The sequence below is a fragment of the Lysinibacillus sp. FSL K6-1151 genome (genome assembly GCF_038630755.1).
Classification (GTDB): Bacteria; Bacillota; Bacilli; order Bacillales_A; family Planococcaceae; genus Lysinibacillus; species Lysinibacillus fusiformis_D.
Genome location: NZ_CP152040.1, coordinates 1,396,616 through 1,417,627 on the forward strand (window position 1 = coordinate 1,396,616; position 21,012 = coordinate 1,417,627).

General features: G+C 35.6%; 16 protein-coding genes. 15 read left to right on the top strand and 1 reads right to left on the bottom strand.

Going from position 1 to position 21,012, the window contains the following annotated elements; all coding sequences use genetic code 11:
• Positions 1-73 precede the first annotated feature (73 nt).
• The 11 genes from MHI04_RS06620 (at position 74) to MHI04_RS06670 (ending at position 15,574) form a co-directional block, all read left to right on the top strand.
• Positions 74-1,057 carry an iron-siderophore ABC transporter substrate-binding protein gene (locus MHI04_RS06620; RefSeq protein ID WP_036127182.1) on the top strand — a complete coding sequence of 328 codons (984 nt, stop codon included), beginning with the start codon at positions 74-76 and terminating at the stop codon, positions 1,055-1,057.
• Between the two features lie 67 nt (positions 1,058-1,124).
• Entirely contained in the window at positions 1,125-1,463 is a 339-nt protein-coding gene (locus tag MHI04_RS06625; protein WP_036127180.1) for a cupin domain-containing protein, read from the top strand.
• Positions 1,464-1,941: 478 nt separating this feature from the next.
• Entirely contained in the window at positions 1,942-2,448 is a 507-nt protein-coding gene (locus MHI04_RS06630; protein ID WP_036127178.1) for a tail fiber protein, read from the top strand.
• 17 nt (positions 2,449-2,465) lie between these two features.
• Positions 2,466-2,966 carry a tail fiber protein gene (locus tag MHI04_RS06635; protein WP_271912676.1) on the top strand — a complete coding sequence of 167 codons (501 nt, stop codon included), beginning with the start codon at positions 2,466-2,468 and terminating at the stop codon, positions 2,964-2,966.
• Between the two features lie 21 nt (positions 2,967-2,987).
• On the top strand, positions 2,988-3,512 hold the full coding sequence (locus MHI04_RS06640) for a tail fiber protein (protein ID WP_036127114.1): 525 nt from the start codon (positions 2,988-2,990) through the stop codon (positions 3,510-3,512).
• Positions 3,513-3,563: 51 nt separating this feature from the next.
• Positions 3,564-8,144: an S-layer homology domain-containing protein gene (locus tag MHI04_RS06645; RefSeq protein ID WP_342535430.1), complete on the top strand. Its 4,581-nt coding sequence runs from the start codon at positions 3,564-3,566 to the stop codon at positions 8,142-8,144.
• Positions 8,145-8,615: 471 nt separating this feature from the next.
• Positions 8,616-9,308 carry a heme uptake protein IsdC gene (gene isdC, locus MHI04_RS06650; RefSeq protein ID WP_082673684.1) on the top strand — a complete coding sequence of 231 codons (693 nt, stop codon included), beginning with the start codon at positions 8,616-8,618 and terminating at the stop codon, positions 9,306-9,308.
• A 72-nt stretch (positions 9,309-9,380) separates the two neighbouring features.
• Positions 9,381-10,304 (top strand): heme ABC transporter substrate-binding protein IsdE, encoded by a 924-nt coding sequence (isdE, locus tag MHI04_RS06655; protein ID WP_330493514.1) that lies wholly within the window; start codon positions 9,381-9,383, stop codon positions 10,302-10,304.
• Positions 10,305-10,325: 21 nt separating this feature from the next.
• A complete protein-coding gene (locus MHI04_RS06660; RefSeq protein WP_036127110.1) occupies positions 10,326-11,294 on the top strand; it encodes an iron ABC transporter permease in 969 nt (322 codons plus the stop codon).
• 15 nt (positions 11,295-11,309) lie between these two features.
• The gene (locus MHI04_RS06665) at positions 11,310-12,080 is read left to right on the top strand and encodes an ABC transporter ATP-binding protein (protein ID WP_058843346.1); all 771 of its coding nucleotides are present in this window, start codon (positions 11,310-11,312) and stop codon (positions 12,078-12,080) included.
• Positions 12,081-12,460: 380 nt separating this feature from the next.
• Positions 12,461-15,574 carry an NEAT domain-containing protein gene (locus MHI04_RS06670; RefSeq protein WP_342535431.1) on the top strand — a complete coding sequence of 1,038 codons (3,114 nt, stop codon included), beginning with the start codon at positions 12,461-12,463 and terminating at the stop codon, positions 15,572-15,574.
• A gap of 582 nt (positions 15,575-16,156) precedes the next feature.
• On the opposite strand, the gene MHI04_RS06675 is transcribed toward MHI04_RS06670, so the two are convergent.
• A complete protein-coding gene (locus MHI04_RS06675; protein ID WP_036127104.1) occupies positions 16,157-16,483 on the bottom strand; it encodes an antibiotic biosynthesis monooxygenase in 327 nt (108 codons plus the stop codon).
• Between the two features lie 221 nt (positions 16,484-16,704).
• On the opposite strand from MHI04_RS06675, the gene MHI04_RS06680 reads away from it, so the two are divergent.
• The 4 genes from MHI04_RS06680 to MHI04_RS06695 all read left to right on the top strand — a co-directional run bounded on the left by MHI04_RS06680 (position 16,705) and on the right by MHI04_RS06695 (position 20,525).
• Complete coding sequence (locus tag MHI04_RS06680; RefSeq protein WP_342535432.1) at positions 16,705-17,676, top strand: ABC transporter substrate-binding protein; 972 nt, start codon at positions 16,705-16,707, stop codon at positions 17,674-17,676.
• A 21-nt stretch (positions 17,677-17,697) separates the two neighbouring features.
• Positions 17,698-18,726: an iron ABC transporter permease gene (locus tag MHI04_RS06685; protein ID WP_058843349.1), complete on the top strand. Its 1,029-nt coding sequence runs from the start codon at positions 17,698-17,700 to the stop codon at positions 18,724-18,726.
• Positions 18,727-18,730: 4 nt separating this feature from the next.
• Positions 18,731-19,501, top strand: coding sequence for an ABC transporter ATP-binding protein (locus MHI04_RS06690; protein WP_271913550.1), 771 nt, complete (start codon positions 18,731-18,733; stop codon positions 19,499-19,501).
• Between the two features lie 118 nt (positions 19,502-19,619).
• Positions 19,620-20,525, top strand: a complete 906-nt coding sequence (locus tag MHI04_RS06695; RefSeq protein ID WP_036127096.1) for a ferrochelatase — start codon at positions 19,620-19,622, stop codon at positions 20,523-20,525.
• The last annotated feature ends 487 nt before the right edge of the window (positions 20,526-21,012 follow it).

Here is a 21,012-nt window from a genome sequence, read left to right on the forward strand (position 1 = left end):
CATCCATTCAAATCCGAAAATTCCTTTACTATACTAATAGCGTATCAAAGATAATTTGTTGGAGGAATTTCGGATGCACAAGATCAAAGGACTATTATTCTCAACGCTATTATTAGCAGGCATACTAGCAGGTTGCAATGAAACATCAGTTGAAAAGAAAGGCGTAGCTACAGAAGACACTTCTACCTCTGCGGTTAATGCAGATGCAACTCATTGGCCAAGAACCATTAAGGATGCTTTGGGTAAAGAAATTGTTATCGAGAAAAAACCAGAAAAAATAGTTTCCCTATGGTATTTTTATCCTGAAATACTAGTTGCATTAGGTGAGCCGCCTACAGCTTCTACTGACAAAGAGTATCTATCTTCTTTATCTTATTTAAATGGAAAGCTAGATTCAACTGAAGAATTAGGAGATAAATTGTCTCCTAGTATTGAAAAAATTTTATCGACTGAGCCTGATTATATTTTAGCAACGGAACATCATGAAAAATTATATGAGTCACTAGAAAAAGTTGCGCCAGTCATTACGCTGAAATCTAAGGACATCTATGATGACTGGCAATATGGCCTTCGTACAGTAGCCGAGATTATTGGAAAGGAAGACGAAGCGGAAAAAGTAATTGATAAAATGATGCAAGAAATTACAATTGGTCGTGAAGCATTAAAGTCGATTCAAGGAGAGTCAGTAGCACTTGTGTTGTCTTGGGATGGAAAAACTTTTAATGTTCTAGGTGAAGAAAATCCTGTATATATTCTTGCGTTTGATAAAGAAAAGGGATTGGGGCTTACACCAGATATCACATTTAAAGGAAAAAATAATCAGTTTACTGCATTCGAAGGAATTTCAACAATTCAAGCAGACCATATTTTCCTTATAGGTGACATTACAAAAAAGGAAACATTAATGAGTGAATTACAACAAAGTAATGTATGGAATAATATGAACGCCGTAAAAAAAGGGAATATTCATTTAATGGATACTTCCGCTATTACTGGTGGTCCATTAGCTATTGAATACGCTTTGCAAAATATAACAAATGCCCTGCAAAAACAATAAAACGAAGAATTTAATTCGAGAAACAAACAGTGTTAAGAAGGTCAATAGATGATAAGGAGAGATGGTTATGCCCTACCAAGTTATAAATATAAAAGAAAATTTGTCTCAAATAAATGAGCTCTGGTCTCCGAAAGTTGTAGGTGAAATAAACGACTTTCAATTCAAACTAATTAAGATTGATGGAGATTTTATATGGCACGAGCATCAAGGTGCCGATAAGGTATTTATTGTGCTAGAAGGAGAAATGTTCATTGCTTTTCGTGATGGCCAGGTAAAAATTTCTAAGGGAGAGATGTTTATTGTTCCGGGAGGAGCAGAGCAAAAGCCTTTCGCTGAAAAGGAATGCCATATTATGTTGGTTGAGCCTAAAGTTGCTGTAAACACTGGCGGTATTGAGTCTAAATAAACGGCATCAAATGCTACAGAGGATCTAATGTTTGTCATTAGTCCGAATTCAATATTTGAGAAAATGGTTCACGGCTAACTGAATGGGCAGTAAATGGATTAAATTGCTGTATCGCAAATCGTAGAATTAACCTCTAGATAAATAAGTAGGACAAGAGGCAACATACAATGAAGGAGACCGTTCGTGTTAATTAAACGGTCTCCTTTTGTTTTTCTTATATTTATACTTCACTTCATTACATGTGGTCTATCTTCTGGATTCTGATTACCTACCTTTGCTACAGCATATGCAATAGTAAAATGAGATTGTTTATTTGATTTCTTTCTATTGATTTTAATGAGTAGCTAAAATTGAAAAGATTGAAATTCATTCTAGGTAAAATATATTATTTTCATTTAATGCCATTTTTTTAACCTGATTTTAACCTTTCTACATTAATTTAGTGTAAGAGATACATCATTAAAGGAAGGTGTTTTAAATGGATCCATATGTTGGAGAAATTCGAATGTTTGCAGGTAATTATGCTCCAGATGGCTGGGCATTGTGCAATGGGCAACTCATATCCATTGCAGAAAATGAAGTACTTTATTCCTTAATTGGTACAACTTATGGCGGGAATGGACAAACGACATTCGCGTTACCAAATTTTCAAAGTAGAGTAGTTGTCCATCAAGGACAGAATCAAGCAACTGGTACGAACTATGTGATAGGTCAAATAGGAGGGGTGGAAACTGTCACTTTAAACACTTCACAGCTTCCAGCTCATACGCATCAAGTAAATGCTTTCTCACTTGAAGGTACAACACTGAGTCCTGAAAAAGCTGTTTGGGCAAAAAATATACAATATTCAACACAACCAGCAAATAGCACAATGAATGCAACAGTCGTTTCAAGTGTTGGAGGAAATACTCCTCATGACAATGTAATGCCGTTTCTGACAATTAGTTTTATTATCGCTCTTTACGGTATATACCCATCATTTTGATTAGGAGGAATGAAAAGATGAGTGAGCCATATGTAGGTGAAATCAGATTATTTAGCTTTGGAAGGGTCCCAAGAGGATGGGCATTATGCGATGGTCGAGTTTTGCCAATTAATACAAACCAAGCCCTATATTCCATATTGGGAACAACTTATGGTGGCGATGGCAGAACGACATTTGCATTGCCTGATTTAAGGGGGAGAGTTCCCGTTCATGTAGGTAACGGTGTCTCACTAGGACAAAAGGCGGGAGAAGAGACACATGTATTAACTATAAACGAAATGCCAGCTCATACACATGCAGTCAACGGTAGCTTGGACAGTGCTACGGTGAAAGCGGCTGCGGGTAATGTATGGGGGGCATCCACTAATAATATCTATTCTGATAATCAACTGAATACTTATATGAACACACAAGCATTGTCAACATCAGGAAGTTCACTGCCCCATCAAAATATGCAGCCTTACAGTGTGGCAAATTATTGTATGGCTCTAGTTGGAATTTATCCATCAAGAAATTAAGAAAAAAGGAGATGCAGGAAAATGTCAGAAGCCTATATTGGAGAAATCAGAATATTTGGCGGTAATTTCGCACCAAAAGATTGGGCTTTATGTAATGGTCAGCTCTTATCAATTACTTCCAATACAGCGTTATTTGCCATTTTAGGTGCAAATTATGGAGGAGATGGAAGGACCACCTTTGCTTTACCGAATCTAAATGGTAGGGCAGCGCTTCATCAAGGAACAGGAGCTGGATTAACACCGAGGAGTGTTGGAGCATCAGGGGGTGAAGCTACTGTTACGCTATTAACAACTCAAATGCCTAGTCATCATCATATAGCTGCTTGTAACAATGTTCAAACTTCAAATAATGACCCAACTGGAGCAATATGGACAGAGCAACAGGGAAGAGGCTCTGTCCCTGTCTATGCGACACAAGTAAATACACAAATGAGTTTATTGGCAATAGATGTAGTGGGTGGGAATCAACCACATAATAATATGCAACCATATCTTGGGTTGAACTTTATCATTTGCTTAGCTGGAGAATGGCCTCCAAGGAGTTAAGAATGAATGAAATGAAGGATGTGAAACAATTATAAAGGAGTAGTGTAGAGAATGGGGAAAAAGATAATAGCCATAACCTTGTGTTTTATGTTAGTAGTTTATAGTCAATTGACAGTCATATTGTTTGTTGCCCCTTTAAAAGCAGAGGCGGCTAATTGTGGAACGTCTAATTATCCAACTTGTGTTCAAGATTTAACACAAGCAAATTGGCTAAGTGATACAACGAACGGATTTGAAGTGTCTGGCATTGCAGGGAATGATGGTATTCATTTATTCACGTATAGTAATGATGCACAATTTCCAGCTGGCTATTATTTTAATGCAGATGAATATTCAACACCAAAATCGATTAGAATCTCTGCAGGTGAAAGTTTTTCAGGTGGTGTCTTTGATTTAAAAACGTTAAAGATTAATACTATCAATTCACATGCCGAAAATGATGCCTTGTCTCTGACGATTCAAGGGTATGATGAAGCAGGAAATCCAAAAGGGAATCCAGTTGTTTTTAAGACAATTGCAAGGCATGACCCTATTTATGATATACCTATTAATATTGAGGGTATTAACTCTTTTATCATTACTGCAAGTGTGCAATTTATCAATACTGTACAGGCGGGGTTGTGGGATTTAACGTTTACGGAATTTACGATAGATATACCAAATAATAATCCTCCCAATAACCCACCGACATCTAGTAATGGAATCGTAAATGTAAACGAGGGGCAAATGTATACATTTGATAGTACTTCCTTCATTTTTAATGATGCAGATGCTGGAGATACTTTGAAACAGATTCAAATCTCTACAATTCCTAATAGCGGACAACTCTTTCTCGATAACAATAATAATCAGCAATTTGAGGCAGGGGAAGCTATTGCAAATGGTGAGACAATAAGTAAAGCTGACTTAGATGTGGGTAAATTAAAATATATGACGGAAAATGGCTCTTCTGCATCTTTTACATTTAAGGTAAGTGACGGTATTGACTATAGCACTGTCTATACAATGAATCTAGTCGTTAATGCACGTCCTTCCGTGACCATTCCAACAACTATATCTAGCCCAACAAATAGCAATCCAATTTCTATAACGATTGTTTTCAGTGAGCCAGTGGCTGGTTTAGCGGCTGGAGATATAACTGTTACAAATGGAACTATTCTATCTATCACAGGAAGTGGTGCCACATATACTGCCCAAATATCACCAAATGTGGATGGAGCAGTGAAAATTAAAATTCCTGAAAATGTAGTTGCTAATAGCAGTGGCGCATTGAATAAAGCATCTGCGGAATATCAAATAATCTATGATAGTACACCACCTACGAATATTGAACTCAGTAATACTACTATAGAAGAAAAGAAGCCCATTGGTACAACTGTTGGAACAATGACGGCAACAGACTCAGGAAGTGCACAAACTTTTACGTATTCACTGCAATCGGGGGATATAAGCTTCTTTACAATTGATGGAAATGTATTAAAGACAAATGCCCCGTTTGCCTATGATACGAAAAATAGTTATAAGATTACGATAAGAGTAACAGATGCTGCTGGTAATACGTTTGATAAGGAATTTACAATTCAGATTACTAAAAATCATGCCCCAACAGGCACTATTATGATTAATGGTGGAGCAGGCTATACAAATACTACTAATGTTACTTTAACAATGACTGCAAGTGATTTAGAAGGAGAAGCGATAGAAATGCGCTTGTCAAATGATGGTACTACTTGGTCCGGTTGGGAGCCGCGTTTATCTTCAAGAAATTGGACATTGTCACCTGGTGAAGGTAGTAAAACCGTTTATATGCAACTAAGGGATACTGGTGGCAATATATCGAATACATTATCAAATACAATTGTGTTAGATACGACCCCTCCTACCATAACAGGAGTGACAAATAACGGTGTTTATAATACAGACGTAACAATTAGTTTCAGTGAAGGAACAGCGACATTAAATGGTGCTCTCTTTACAAGTGGAAGCATTGTAAGTACATCTGGAAATTATACTTTGGTAGCAACAGATAACGCAGGTAATACAACAACAGTTTCATTTTTGATTGATAAAACGATGCCACAAGCTGTAGAGGTGACGATTAAGTCGAATAATCATGATCCGACAAAGGCCAAGATAGGGGATACTATTACATTAACAATTAAGACAGATAAAAGTATTCAAGCACCTACAGTTAAGATTGCAGGAAAAGCCGCAACTGTCAATGGAGCTGCAACAAACTGGCAAGCAACATATATGGTAACAAATGGAGATATGGAGGGGACAACACCCTTTACCATAAATTTCAAAGATTTACTAGGCACTCCAGCAACAGAGGTCACTGATGTAACTGATGGAAGCTATGTCATAGTTGATAGTAGGAAGCCAACTGTTCAGCAGGTGACAATGGCATCTAATAATGCCAATCCATTAGTCGCGAAGGTAGATGATATTATCACAATAGATTTTGTGACAAGTGAGGATATTCAATCACCCAATGTAACGATTCTCGGACAAACAGCCATCATAACCGATAAAGGTGATGGAGATGCTAAAACTTGGCAAGCAAGCTATACACTGAAATCTGGGGACACAGAGGGACCAATTAGCTTTGCAATTGATTATCGGGATTTAATGGGGCATGAAGGCATACAAGTAACGGAGGTTTCTTCAGGATCAATTGTGATATTTGATAAAAAATCTCCAGAAGTAACAGCTTATTTCCCAATACATCAAGCAATGGATGTACAGTTTACAGAAAATCTCGTATTAACATTTAATGAAAAGGTTTTACCTGTAACGAATAGAAATATTGTCATTCGTAATAGTTCAGACAATCAAGTTGTTGAAACAATTGAAGTTACGCAAGCAAACGTCTCTATCATTAATGAATCCGTGACAATTAATCCTACATTAGAATTAACCCAAAATACAGCTTACAGTATTCAAATTGATGCAGGTGCCTTTACTGATTTAGCGGGTAATGTGTATGAAGGTATTACTGATAATACTACCTGGAATTTTACAACGGGCGCACTGCCAACATATACAGTTACGTATGACGGTAACGGAGCTGAAGGAGGTAAAGTGCCAATTGATTCGAAGCAGTATATTGCTCACGAATTAATTAAAGTTATAGGCAATACAGGTAATTTAATGAAAGTCGGCTATACATTTATAGGATGGAATACAAGGTCTGATGGAAAAGGTGTTACTTACAAAGAGGGGCAAACCATTCAAATGGGGAAAGTGAATTTGATGTTGTATGCTGTATGGACAAAAAACATTGTACCGGGAGATGGAGGATCGTCCACTCCAAGTCCAGCACCTGAACCAGGTCTGCCAAGTAATCAAGTAAAGGTGAATGTTGTAGATCCGAATAAGCCAAACGAGGTTCTTCTTCAAACAGTGTTAACACGTCTATATATCAACGGTGAGATACAAGATACGGTAGCGTTTTCAATTGCCAATGCACAAGAGTTTCTTCGGAAATTAGTGAAGCTGGAAGAAAAACAATCTCGAATTGTCATACCAAATATGGAACCATCTGCAAGTGAAACAAAGGTGATACTTGCTAAAGAGGCAGCTAAACTATTAGTAGAAGGAAAATCTAGCTTTGGGATAGATATGAGGAATGTTAAAATCGAAATTCCATATAATTCAATGTCAGATTTCAACGAGGATATTTATTTCCGAATTGTACCGATTAAGAGTACAATCTCACAGGAAGATATTGAAGAGCGTGAAAGGGCATTGGGATTAACAAAAGGCACGAAAGTGAAAGTTATCAGCCAACCATTAACAATTGAAACGAACTTGCAAAATCGTCAAGTGTCATTGCTACTACCACTGCCAAAGAACCTGACATCCGTGCAAGAAAGAAATATAAGGGTTTATGTAGAACATAGTAATGGTACATCGGAATTATTGTCTGGAAGATTGGTAGAATTCAATAAAGGGCAGACAGGTATCATTTTTGATGTACAGCATTTCTCTACTTTTTCTTTAGTACATTTAGAACAAAAAGAGCTAGAGAGAACATCCGTCCCTTACATCCAAGGCTATGAAGATGGTACTTTCCGTCCGAATGAAAGTGTTACACGTTCACAAATGGCCGCAATGTTGGCAAGAAGTTTGAGTAATAATAATGTACCAGAAGTAACTGGAACTTTTTATAGAGATACAGCTCATTCATGGGCTAAACATGATATTGAGTATATCCGTACACAAGGAATCATGGAGAGACGACAAGATCATTCTTTTGGCCCCAATGATGAAATAACAAGAGCTCAAATGGCAGTTATTGCTATGCGTTGGCTTAATAAGCAATGCTCAGAGGAGACGACTGCTACTCCTTATTGCAATCTAAAGATAGGTGATAAGAAATACCATGATGTAGCTTCTACGCATTGGGCTGCCCAGGCAATAGAGGCTATTAGTGAGATGGAGATCATGGTAGGTTCTGGAAATGGACAATTTAGCCCAGATGAAAAGCTAACACGTGCCCAAGCAGTAAAGGTATTAAATCGAATTTTTAATCGTCCAATACCAACTTTAGATTCAGAACCAATCTTCAAGGATATACCAAAAGAACATTGGGCCTTTTTTGAAATTCAAGCAGCTACAATGAAATAAAAACATAATGAACTTTTTAACGGATTTGGAATTGCATAACTTCCAAATCCGTTTCTTTATTATTGATTTTTTATAACTGATAAAAGACTCCATATTCGATTCATCTAATTCTAGTAACACTGCACGAATTAAAAGCACATTCCTTAATCGAGCTACAGCAGGAGATGACCCGAAAAAACAAGAGATAATCAATTTTAAAATATGTCAATGGAAGTTTTATTTTGAGACACCACTTTTTTCATAAAAATAGAGATTTTTTTCTTATCAATCTGTTTTCATTGCTTCATAGACTTTTTGATTCTTACTTAACTTTTAAAATTGTTTAGGAAAAATAATCTATTTTGTATTAGTATTGACAAATTAATGTATACATAATATCATTCAATTAGTGATAATGATTATCATTATCATAATTAATATGTCGAACACGCAGAATAATAAAAAGGGATATTTTCTAATATCCCTTTTTATATGCATAGTGTTGATAATGATTATCAATTGAAAGGGGGTTTTACTATCAAAAGGTTAATTTCAGTAATGTTAGTCGCATTTTTAACAATTTTCGTTACACCTAATTTAAATGCTTCTGCTGCGCTTGCAGATGGGAAATATACAATCAATTACCAAGTGAATAAACCAGATTCTTCATCTGCTTCGATGGCAAATGATTACTTTTTGAAGCCTGCAACAATTATTGTTCAGAATGGTACTTCAGTTGTACAAATGAAGATGAAAAAAAGTGCGTGGATAACGAAATTTCAATCAAGTACAGGCGGTAATAAAGTCGTCAGCGAAAATAAGGCAGAGGATACACGTATCGTCCAATTTGCATTACCTGCTTATACATCGAAAACTGCTGTTACGATGAAGGTGGACATTGATGACTTAAATTATCATCATGAATATACAGTAGATTTTGTATGGGATGCGGCATCATTGAAAAACGAAGATGGTAGTGCAGTAGCAGCTACAACAGTACAAAATAACTCTAACACGACTAAAAAAACAGATAATACTGGTAAAACAGATATTTCGTCAGTTAAAGAAAAAGAAGTAAATCCACAAACAAGTGATGCTTTTCCAATAGGTATACTTTTATTGTTCTGTGTCAGTGGATTTATCCTATTTAATTTTAAAAAACGCATGAAGGAAGAAATCCATTGAAATATTTCGGAAGCACCCTCATCTACTTCACTCAGGTAGGAGTAGGGTGCTTTTTAAAAGGAGTGAATGGACATGATAAAAGAAACAAAAGTAAATAGTAGAAAGTTACATATGGTGGTGCTATGTATTATTTTTGTCGTTCTTTCAGCATGTACTAATTCAATTAAGGAAAATGAAAATAAGGTAAAAGAAAAAAAGGATGAAAATAAGACAACTGTTCAAGATGAAAATCGAATTATTCCAACGACAGTTGCAGTTGCTCATATTTTAGATGCACTAAATTTAGATGCCGTCGCTATTCCTACGACGATATATGATTTACCTAAACGATATGAGGGTTTACCCGAGGTTGGTAGTCCGATGTCACCTGATATGGAAATTGTAAAATCCTTGAATCCAACAGAGGTTTTCTCAGTGACTACGTTGGAGGCAGATTTGAAAAAGACATTTGATGAAGTTGGTATTAATGCTTCATATGTGAATTTACAGAGTATTGATAGTATGAAAGCTGCTATTTTAGAAATTGGAGAAAAATATAAACGGACAGAAGAGGCCACGAAGCTAGTGACGGAGCTAGAAGGAAAGATTACAGCCATTTCAATGAAGGCAGAATTAAATGAATCACCAAAGGTGCTGATTTTATTAGGCATTCCAGGTAGCTATTTGGTGGCAACAGAAAATTCATATATTGGAGACTTAGTGAGATTGGCTGGAGGTCAAAATGTGATGAGCGGGCAAGAACCGGAATATTTACCGTCTAATACGGAATTTTTACAACAAAGCAATCCAGATATTATTATTCGTCTGGCACATGGTCTGCCTGAACAAGTTGTGGAAATGTTTAATGAGGAATTTACTACGAATGATATTTGGAAGCATTTTGACGCAGTAAAAAATGGACGTGTTTATGATTTAGATGAACCGTTATTTGGCACAACAGCAACGCTTGCAGTACCTCAAGCGCTAGAAGAATTAATTAACATTATGTATCCATAATGAGAAATGTAGAGGACTGAGATGAATAAAAAAATAAGTAGTTTTTTAGTTGTAAGTCTATTACTTTTAGTCGTTATTATATATTCAGCCATTACTGGCTCTATTAAAATGGATACGATGGAGTTTATTAGGGCTCTTTTTGGGGAAGAAAACTCAAATTACACAGTCATTAAAGATTTACGATTTCCACGGATTATTGTTGCTTTATTTGCAGGAGCATCATTATCCATTTCCGGCGTATTATTGCAGGCAGTTATGCGTAATCCATTAGCCGATGCAGGTGTAATTGGCATCTCAGCGGGAGCATCATTTGTACAATTATTAATCATTACATTATTTCCAATGATGTTTTTCTTTACGCCATTATTAGCTTTTTTTGGAGGAGCCTTTGCTTGCTTTTTAGTATTTATGTTGTCCTGGAAATCAGGATTAAATCCTTTGAAAATAATTTTAGTGGGTATTGCGATTAATGCGATGTTTACGGGTCTAACAGAAGCCTTTGTTACGCTATGTAGCTATATGAATGTGATGGTTGGCGGTGTAGGTGGCTCTAATTTATCGATGCGAACTTGGAGTGATGTACGTTTAATTTCATTTTACGGTTTGATTGGTTTACTAGCTGCTCTTCTAATAGCCTCTTGGTGCAATTTATTGGCTTTACAAGATAAAACGGCCAAGAGTCTAGGCTTTAATGTAACACGTGCACGACTATTTATTGCAGCGATAGCGGTATTACTAGCGGCTATTTCAACTGCTACAGCTGGTGTTATTGCATTTGTCGGTTTATTAGTACCGCATATTTCAAGAAGGTTAGTAGGATCAGATCATAAATGGTTAATACCATTCTCGGCATTAGCTGGTGCCCTGCTAATTTTAACTGCCGATACATTAGGTAGAATATTAGTTGCGCCACTGGAAATACCAGCATCCACAATCATGGCGATAATCGGTGGACCATTTTTAATCTTCTTAATTCGAAAAGATAAATAAAGAGAGGTGAGTGTATTGAACGTTTCTCAAATTAAACTATCTTATGATCAGAAGCAAAATCATTTAGATGGGGTTACGACAACTATTGAAAAGGGAAAAATCACGACGATTATTGGCCCGAATGGTTGTGGAAAAACAACATTATTAAGTGTTATTTCACGTAATAATATGCCGCAACAAGGATCAGTAACGTTAGAACAGAAGGATATAATGACATACAAGGCCAAGGAATTTGCGAAAAAACTAGCCATTGTTTATCAGCAAAATTCAGTGCCGCAAGATATCACGATTGAAAAACTAGTTGCTTATGGACGGGTACCCCATCAACAATTAATGAAAAGAAATGTTGAAGAAGATGAGGCGGCAGTCAATTGGGCACTGTCAGCAACAAATTTAACACAGAAACGTACATGTAAATTGGATGCATTATCGGGTGGTGAACGTCAACGTGTTTGGATTGCCATGGCACTTGCTCAAAAATCATCCATTCTTTGTTTAGATGAGCCAACAACATATTTAGATATTTTTTATCAAATAGAATTAATGGAGTTAGTGAAGAAATTGAACAAAGAACATGCTCTAACAATTGTGATGGTGTTGCATGATATTAATCAAGCAATAAAATATAGCGATCATATTATTTTGATGAAAGACGGTAAAATATTATGCGAAGGTGCACCTATAGAAACCGTAACAGCAGAACGGATGAAAGAAGTGTATGGTGTAGAAGTGATTATTCAAACGCATGAAAGTGTTGGTACATATATGATTCCATTAAGCATTTAGGAAAATTATATGAGACAGATTAGCAGCTTCTTAGAGTTAATGAAGGTAAATTTTTAATCCTTTTAAATTTACAGTAAATATTTCAATGACAGTATGTTATTTAGCATTATTTACACAAAATAAAATAACAAAACATATTTTAACTTTCTTGACAATAATAGTTTGTGAGTTATAATTGGTGAGAATGAGAATCATAATCAATTAAAAAGGTAGATTTACTCACTAACATCCATGTAATTAATAGATGTTTTTCTTTTAATTTTAATTGAGAATGGGAATCATTTGGGTTTGTGGTAGTACTAGTTAAATTGTTTATACAAAAGGAGGTAATAACGCTTAGGATAGGTTGAAATAATTAAAAAACTCAGGAGGTTAGAGTATTGAAGAAATTTTTACAATATGTAGCAATGATAGTGTTGATGTTAGGTGCAGTATTACCTGGCTTGGGAATGGAAGTAAAGGCGGAAGAGAATACCGGATCTAGCTGCGTAGTTGACTATTCGGCAAATATCAAAATGCTCAACGAACAGCAAACAGCAGATTCAATGATGAATAGCTATGTTCAAAAAGAAGCTACTGTTCAACAAAAAGATGGTCAATTTACAGTAGACATTACTGTGCCACAAGCATATACAGCGTGGTACCAGGATTTTAAAGTAGAATCTGGCGGAGAATTAAAAAAAGCTATTGAAAAAACAACAGACACTAATGGTAACGATATTTACACATTCGTAGTCGATCAATATGAGCAAACAATAAAGGCATGGGTTGATGTTTATATTCCAATGCTATCGTATGATCATGACTATATAGTGTATTTAAAAATTGCTGATGTTACGGAAGTTAATCGTGTATGTGATGAAGCAACAGAACAACCAGAAGATAACAAAGATGAAATTATTACAAAAAACGTTCCTTTTACATTTTTAACAAATAATAAAACATATGATACGTATTTTAAAAGTTATATTAATTATGCTGATTTAGCGACAATTGGTGAAGAAAAATATGCCTATATTAAACTAACAGGTCACACATATGCATTTACGACACTAAAAGTAGGCAGTGAAAACGGAGAAGACGTAAAAATCGTAAGCTCTGAAGGAGAAGGCAATTCATTAGTACGTGTTATAAAGGTAAAATTAGATGCTGATTTAAAGGCTACAGTGATTATGTCAGGTGACAAGTATCCAGCAACACCGTTTACGTTTGATTTTGCACCGGTAAAAGAACAAATTGTATATTTACCTGAGCATTTCAACTCGAACAATCAAGTAATTGAGTTTGGACTGACACCTGTTAGCTCTGGTGCACCTGCTCATACAATAATCGCATCCCTTTTAGGACAAGCATATGCTACAAAAACAGCAGACAATAAAATTGCTGTAACAATTAATTTAGTTGTAAATGGTACAACGAAGGGCTTTTCTGTAAAACAAGGAAATAAAATGATTGCAGAATGGACAGCAGGGGACACGAAAAATGTCATTAAATTTACAGTAGATTCATTAGAAAATTTAGCATTCACGTCAACAACTGAGCGAAATGGGAATGCATCCACAATGAGTACGACAGTTGAAAAAGTACTATTAACGGGTGAGATTGCTAAGCAAGAGGAGAATAGTTCGGAAGGAAATACCAACGGCAGTGAATCAGGTTCTGGGGAGAACAATAATAATTCAAATACCGGTGGCAATAACAATTCTAACACTGAAAACAATGAACAATCAACTAATGGAACTAATGGGCTGTATACAGTGAACTTTACGTTCTTAAATGAATCAGGTACGGGTAGCTCTATTATGAACACATATGTTGATAATCAAGCATATGTAGTGAAAAATGGCTCTTCCTATCAAGTTCAATTAACACTAAAAAATAGTTCATGGATTACTGGATTTACAGTGAATGGTGCAACACCTAGTACAATTAGCGATACAAATGATGTACGAGTAGTGCAATTTACAGTATCGAATTTAGCTACTCTTCAAAATGCGTGGGTAAAAGTCGATATTGCGGATCTTAACTATCATCATGACTATAATATTCTATTAAAATTTGAAGAAGCGTCACTTTCAAAGATTAATGATAGTACAACATTCCCAAGTACAGGTGGTTCAACTAATAGTGGTTCAACAAATGGTAGTTCAACTAATAGCGGAACAAATACAAGTACTACAGGGAACTTTAGTCAAGAGGGAGTAGTTAAATTTGAATTTGCAAACAATACAAAAGAGATAGCTGTCTTCCTACAAAAAGCAAAAACAGTATTTGAAAATAACAAATATAAAGTTATGCTTTCATTAAATATTGAAAATAACTTACAAAATTTTATTGTCAAACAAAACGGTAAAGAAATTGCAAAATGGTCGAATAAAGTAGCTTCATTAGTACCGATTGCAACTGCAAAAACAACAACACTTTCATTTGAAATTGCTACACTAGATAATCTTGTTTTTGAAGCAATAACGGCGGATAAGACGATTTCCACAAATGTATCAGCAACGACAACAAAGACAAATGAAAAGAATACTCGTCAGTCCATTACGTATAAAATGGTGGCTGATCCAAACGGTAATATGGCTGATTTTATTACAAACTATTTAGCACCATACTTCACGAAAGCTGAATTAGTAACACTTGACGGCAAACGTTATATTGAAATGACACTAATTGGTAAAGCTTATGGTTTTGAAACACTTGCTTATATTGATGAAAATGGTAAGCAACAAAAAATCGAAGTGATAAGTTCTACAGGCGAAAAAATGGATCAAGTACGTGTTGTACGTTTACCATTAATTCAAGATCGCAATGGCGTAACGAAAATATTTGTAGATTCAGGTAGTTTAGGTTATGGGGCGTACACATTATTCTTTACGTTTGATGTGCCAGCTTTAGAGGAAGAAACAACAAACTCTAATAATACAGAGAAAACGGATAATATTAAAAATCCTTTTACAGATATCGATAATATATTCAGCAAAGATGAAATTTTAGCTTTATACGCTGCTGGAATTTCAACAGGTACAACAGCTACAACATTTAGTCCAAATAAAAATATAACTCGTGCACAATTTGCAGTAATGGTCGCTCGAGCTTTAAATATTCAATCTGCTAAAGCAACCGCGTTTAAAGATGTTAAAGGTCAGTGGTTTGAAAATGAAGTACAAGCACTTGCAGAGGTAGGTATTGTAACAGGTGTAAATGCCACAACATTTAACCCAACAGCAAATATTACACGTCAGCAAGCAGCGGCAATGATTTTACGCATGCTTGAATATAAAGGCTATAAAGTAACGGTTGATAAAAATGCCTTATCCTACAAAGATGCTAATCAAGTAGTTGACTACTCAAAGCAAGCCGTATCGGAATTACAGGCACTAGACATTATGACAGGGTCTAATGGCTATTTAAATCCAGAAAGTAATTTAACACGTGCTCAAATGGCGAAGGTTTTAAAACGATCACTAGAATTAGTCAATTTAATTGATTAATAATTAAAGCAAGATACTATTACTATCCCATAAACTCCTCTAACAGTTGGATGAGGTGACTATATCATGTGCTTCTATGAGGTTTTCAGCTTGAGCTATTGCCGAAGGGGGTCGCCTCATCCAATAAAAAAATGCAATTCAAGTAGAAATTGAATTGCATTTTTTAAACATTTATACATCCGATTTTTTTTGTTTGCCTAAAACAAGCGTTTACTTTTCTAGGCTAATCTTATAGTGAAGACATGCGAATGTTAAGGGAAGCGTTCTAAACATAAAATTTGGCCAATATTAACTGCAAAAGTAGAAATACGGTGATTTATTTTGAAAATAGTTCATAAAAACTGTTGTCTTAGAAGAGGGATCCACAATAAATTATTGTGGAGGTTTTATAAAATAATTTAAAAAACGTTCTTAAACGATGCGAGTTTGAAATGCCAGGCTGTAAACTCGATGAAAAACGTCTAAGAACGTATAGTTATTATTCTTGTATTTTTACTGATATGTGTAATGTTAATCTTACAGATGGAAGAGGGAGCTGGCACATCTTTATCCTTTTAAGAAATCCTTGTACAGAAATTGCTGCTACTTTACTAAAGTTGCAGCAATTTCTGAAATAACAACCCGGTTACCCATTATTGGGGAAGACTCATTGTTTTCTTTGTTACCAATTTCTTCACGACGGTGTAAATTTTTAAAGTCATCTGATTCGCGCCATGCTTTGAATTGCTCGACTGTATCCCAGAACATCATAACGTTCATTTCATCGTGATCTTCTGGTTCAGAGCAAACGTTCACTTCAACTTTATTAAACCCTTCCCAGTTCAATAAATTTTTATCAGATATAAATAATGGTGCCATTTTATGAGCAAAACCTTTTTTTACTAAAAAACGGTTAGTTACTGTAATCATCTATTATATTGACCCCTTTATGACGTTTTTAATTGATATTGATTTTCATTATCAATTAAAACATACATTAATTGGCTATGCAATAAAAAATTTTAAAAAATAACATTAAAAACGTTTGTTGACAATTATTTTTATTTCAAATAGAATCATAAACAACTGTATGAGAATGATTATCAATTTCAATTTGGTTTTTTTAAATAAAGAAAGGGTTGGTAGTTACCATGAAGAAGTTTAAATTTCTATTAGTAGGTGCGTTAGCATTAGTATTAACAGCATGTGGAGAGGAAAGTAAACCAGCAGATGTGGGTGCTTCAACAGATAAAATAGAAATGGAACAACAAGTTGAAACAGGGGGGGCGGTAACATTAATAGATGACCTTGGAAATAAGCATGAATTTGAAGCAATACCGAGTTCAGTTGCTACATTAAATCCAGGAATGATGAATATTTTGCTTGCATTAGGTGCAAACGTTACTGGTCGACCAACGATTACATCCGATATGAAGGCAGAAGTAAAAGCTATTCAAGAGATAGGTAACCCACATGAACCATCATTTGAGCAAATTGCTGCATTGAATGCGGAAATACTTATTGTGCCACTTAGCTTCCAGCAGTTCGCTAAAACGGTAGAAGCTACAGGTACGAAAATTGTGTACTCAAATATGAATTCAGTAGATGATATAAAAAAGACGATTACAAAATATGGAGCATTATTTAATAACACAGCAAAAGCGGAGAAGTTAGTTGGACAAATTGATGAGGAAATTGCAAAAGGCTCAACAAAATCAACGTTAGATGCTCTCATTGTTTACGGTGCACCAGGTACATATTTAGCCGCGCTTGATAATTCACTATACGGAGATATTTTAAATAAGGCAGGTGGTAAAAATATAGCAGCTGATTTACCAGCGACAGATAAGTTTCCAACATACGCAACATTAAGTGTTGAGAAAATTGTTGAACGTAACCCAAAAATAATTATGCTAATTACGCACGCCAATCCAGCAACAGTAAAAGAAGGTTTTGAAAAACAATTGAAAGAAAATGCAGCGTGGAAAAACTTAGATGCAGTAAAGAATAATCAGATTATCTTTTTACCAGCAGAATTGTTTGATAATCCTGGTACACAAGTTGTAGAAGCTATTGACTATATGCGCGGGCTTTTAAAGACAGCTGAAAAAGCAGTTAAATAATTTTATTGTGGGGAAATAACGATGATAGCAGAAGCGGAAAAATATGCACACCCACTTGCTAAAAAACGAAAAATAGCGCTAATTGTGTTACCTATACTATTAATCATTGTGAGTATTGGCAGCCTTATGATAGGACAAGTTTCGTTTTCAGTAAGTGAAGTGTTTAATGGAATTTTGAGTTCAGAAGATACTATGGCACGACGAATTGTTTGGGAAATCCGAATGCCCCGTATACTAACGGGTATGATTATTGGTGTTTGCTTGGCTATTGCGGGTTCGATTTTACAAGGAGTCATGCAAAATCCATTAGCCGATCCAGGAGTTATTGGAATTACTTCTGGCGCTGGAATGATGGCTGTAGCGGTTATGGTTGTATTTCCTGGCTATATTATTTACTTACCTATAGCAGCTTTTTTAGGTGCTTTTGTAGCGGCAATGATTGTGTATTCATTATCGGTGAAAAAAGGTGGCACATCCCCAATGCGAATTATTTTAGTTGGGGTAGCCATCAATGCACTTTGTGGTGCAGGAACAAATGCATTAATGATTCTTTATAGCGATCGTGTACAATCTGTATTGCCGTGGTTGTCAGGCGGTTTAACGGGTGTTGGTTGGATGCAATTAGAGATGATTGTCTACTATGTCCTTGTAGCTATTATATTATCAATTTATGCGATTAAACATATTCGTATAATGCGTCTAGGCGATGAAATGGCAAGTCTTTTAGGACACAATGTTGAACGCAGTCGATTCTTTTTAATTGTATTAAGTACGTTACTAGCAGGAATTGCAGTAAGTGTTGCTGGTTTAATTGGTTTTGTAGGTTTGGTAGTACCACATATTTTACGATTAATTATCGGTGGAGATCATAAGTATTTAATACCTACTTCAGCATTGGCTGGTGGCTTACTTGTTGTTTTCGCAGATACAATTGCGAGAACTGTATTTGATCCTATTGAATTTCCTGTTGGCATTTTACTAGCATTTATCGGAGGGCCATATTTCCTGTATTTAATTCATAGAAAGGGGAATTCCATTGCTACGAACTGAGCATATCAATTACCAACATGAGTTCACCAACTTCCAGTTAGATGATATTTCCTTGACAATCAATGAAGGAGAAGTTGTTAGTTTAATAGGACCAAATGGCTCGGGAAAATCAACTTTATTACGTGTAATTTCACGTCTTTTAAAGCCGAATAGTGGGGCAGTATATTTAGATGAGCGGAATATTCATGAAATGAAGTCTAAAGAAGTGGCTAAAACATTAACGATGCTCCCACAAATGAATAATCATCAATTAGATTTAACGGTGCGTGAGTTAGTTGAATTTGGGCGTCATCCGCATAGTGGAGGGAAAACGTCGCTGTCAAAAGAGGATATAAAAATTGTCGATTGGGCAATTGATGTAACTGGATTGAATCACATGCAAAATCGGGTACTACCTTCGATGTCTGGAGGAGAACGCCAACGTGCTTGGATTGCAATGACTGTAGCACAGCATCCCAAAGTTTTGCTATTAGATGAACCAACAACATATCTAGATATTGCTCATCAATTAGAAGTGATGGAGCTTGTAAAAGAGTTAAATCATAAATACAATATGACCGTTATCATGGTGTTGCATGATATTAACCAAGCCGCGCAAAATAGCCAACGTCTAATTGTATTAAAAAATGGGAAAATTCATTATGATGATTCACCCCATTGTGTAATATGTAAAGAAATGTTTCAATCCATTTTTGAAATTGATGCTGAAATTTATATGCAGCATGGAAATCCTGTCTTTACCCCAGTAAAATTGTGTTCAAGTTCTTGTAAATGAACGTATTTTTTCTATGGTCACAAGATGCTTCTGTTAGAAATAGTAATTTGAAATTTATGAAGCATCTGTAGCACATATAAAATTAACTTATTCCATTGAAGTAAAGGAGTTTATAAAAATGATTGGTATAATTTATTACGCTTATGGCGCACCAAAATCTTTAGACGATGTTACACCTTATTTTTCACATATTATGAATGGTAAAACGCCACCACCTCATGTGATTGAAAATATTACAGCGCAATTTAAAAAATTAGGTGGTGTTGATCCGTTAGCAGCCAATACGAGCCGTATTGCTAAAGGGCTGGAACATGCTTTACAGCAACGCTTAGCCCAGCCTGTAAAAGTATATAATGCTTACAAACATACAGAACCTTACATTCCAGATGTTGTTAACACGATGCTTGAAGATGGTATCTCAACTTTTATTACGCTACCTGTAAATCCGATTATGTCTTCAGGTGCTGCTGCGTTTCATGATGAAGTAAGTGCATTGCTAGCTTCTCATGATGTTACTATTATAAGTGGTCAAAATTGGCATTTAAATACAGAATTACTTGCTGTTTATAAAGATCGTGTTCATCGTGCCTATGAATGGATTTCCACTGAAAAACGAACGCACACTCATGTTTTATATACCGTGCATAGTCAGCCAATTAATCCTGAACGTAATGAACTGTATGTACGCCAATTCTCCGAATTAGCAGAGGCCATCTCAAAAGCTGCTCAAATTGATAACTGGCATATTACCTATCGAAGTGGTCATGGCAAAGGTGACTGGCTTGCTCCAGATGTAAAGGAAAAGATTAAAACATTACATGCAGAAGGTGCTCAAGGTTTTATCACATGTGAACTCCTTTCACTTTCTGCGGATATTGAATCCTATTTTGAAATCGGAAGTGAATGTCAAAAAATTTGTGAAGAACTTCAAGTTGATTTTGCCCAAGCGGAATTTCCAGGTGACAGCTACGATACCATTCAAGCATTAGCTACCATTGTTGAATCATTTATTCTGGCACAATAACAAAGGCTCAATCATATACATCATCGAAGCGCTCCCACGGATGTAGTGGTTTAGCCAAGGCGACAACATACCTTAGTTTAATGGAGTTTCTTGTATTATAACGCTAAATTTTATGACTATGATGTAACTGACGATCAACTAAAAGACGCTTTAAATCCACCGTCTGAAGCAGCAAAATATTAGTGAAGATGAAGTTACTCACTGGAGCAAAATTGCTGGTCGTCAAACTGCTTTAAAGGATGAACATTGTGTAATAGTCGTTCGCCCTGTCATTATAAATAAGAAGATATAGCCATCTGATACCGATATTGAATTGGTGTCAGATGGCTTTATTGTTTTAAAATTAGAAAAGCAGCAGATACAGTTTAAGCACACTTCTATTACTGTTCCTTGCTCCGTTTTTAAATAATATTGCTAAAAAATGCGAGATAGTTAGTTGATGATAGAAAATAGCTTTTAAATATTTTTGTGAATAAAGTTTAGGGGA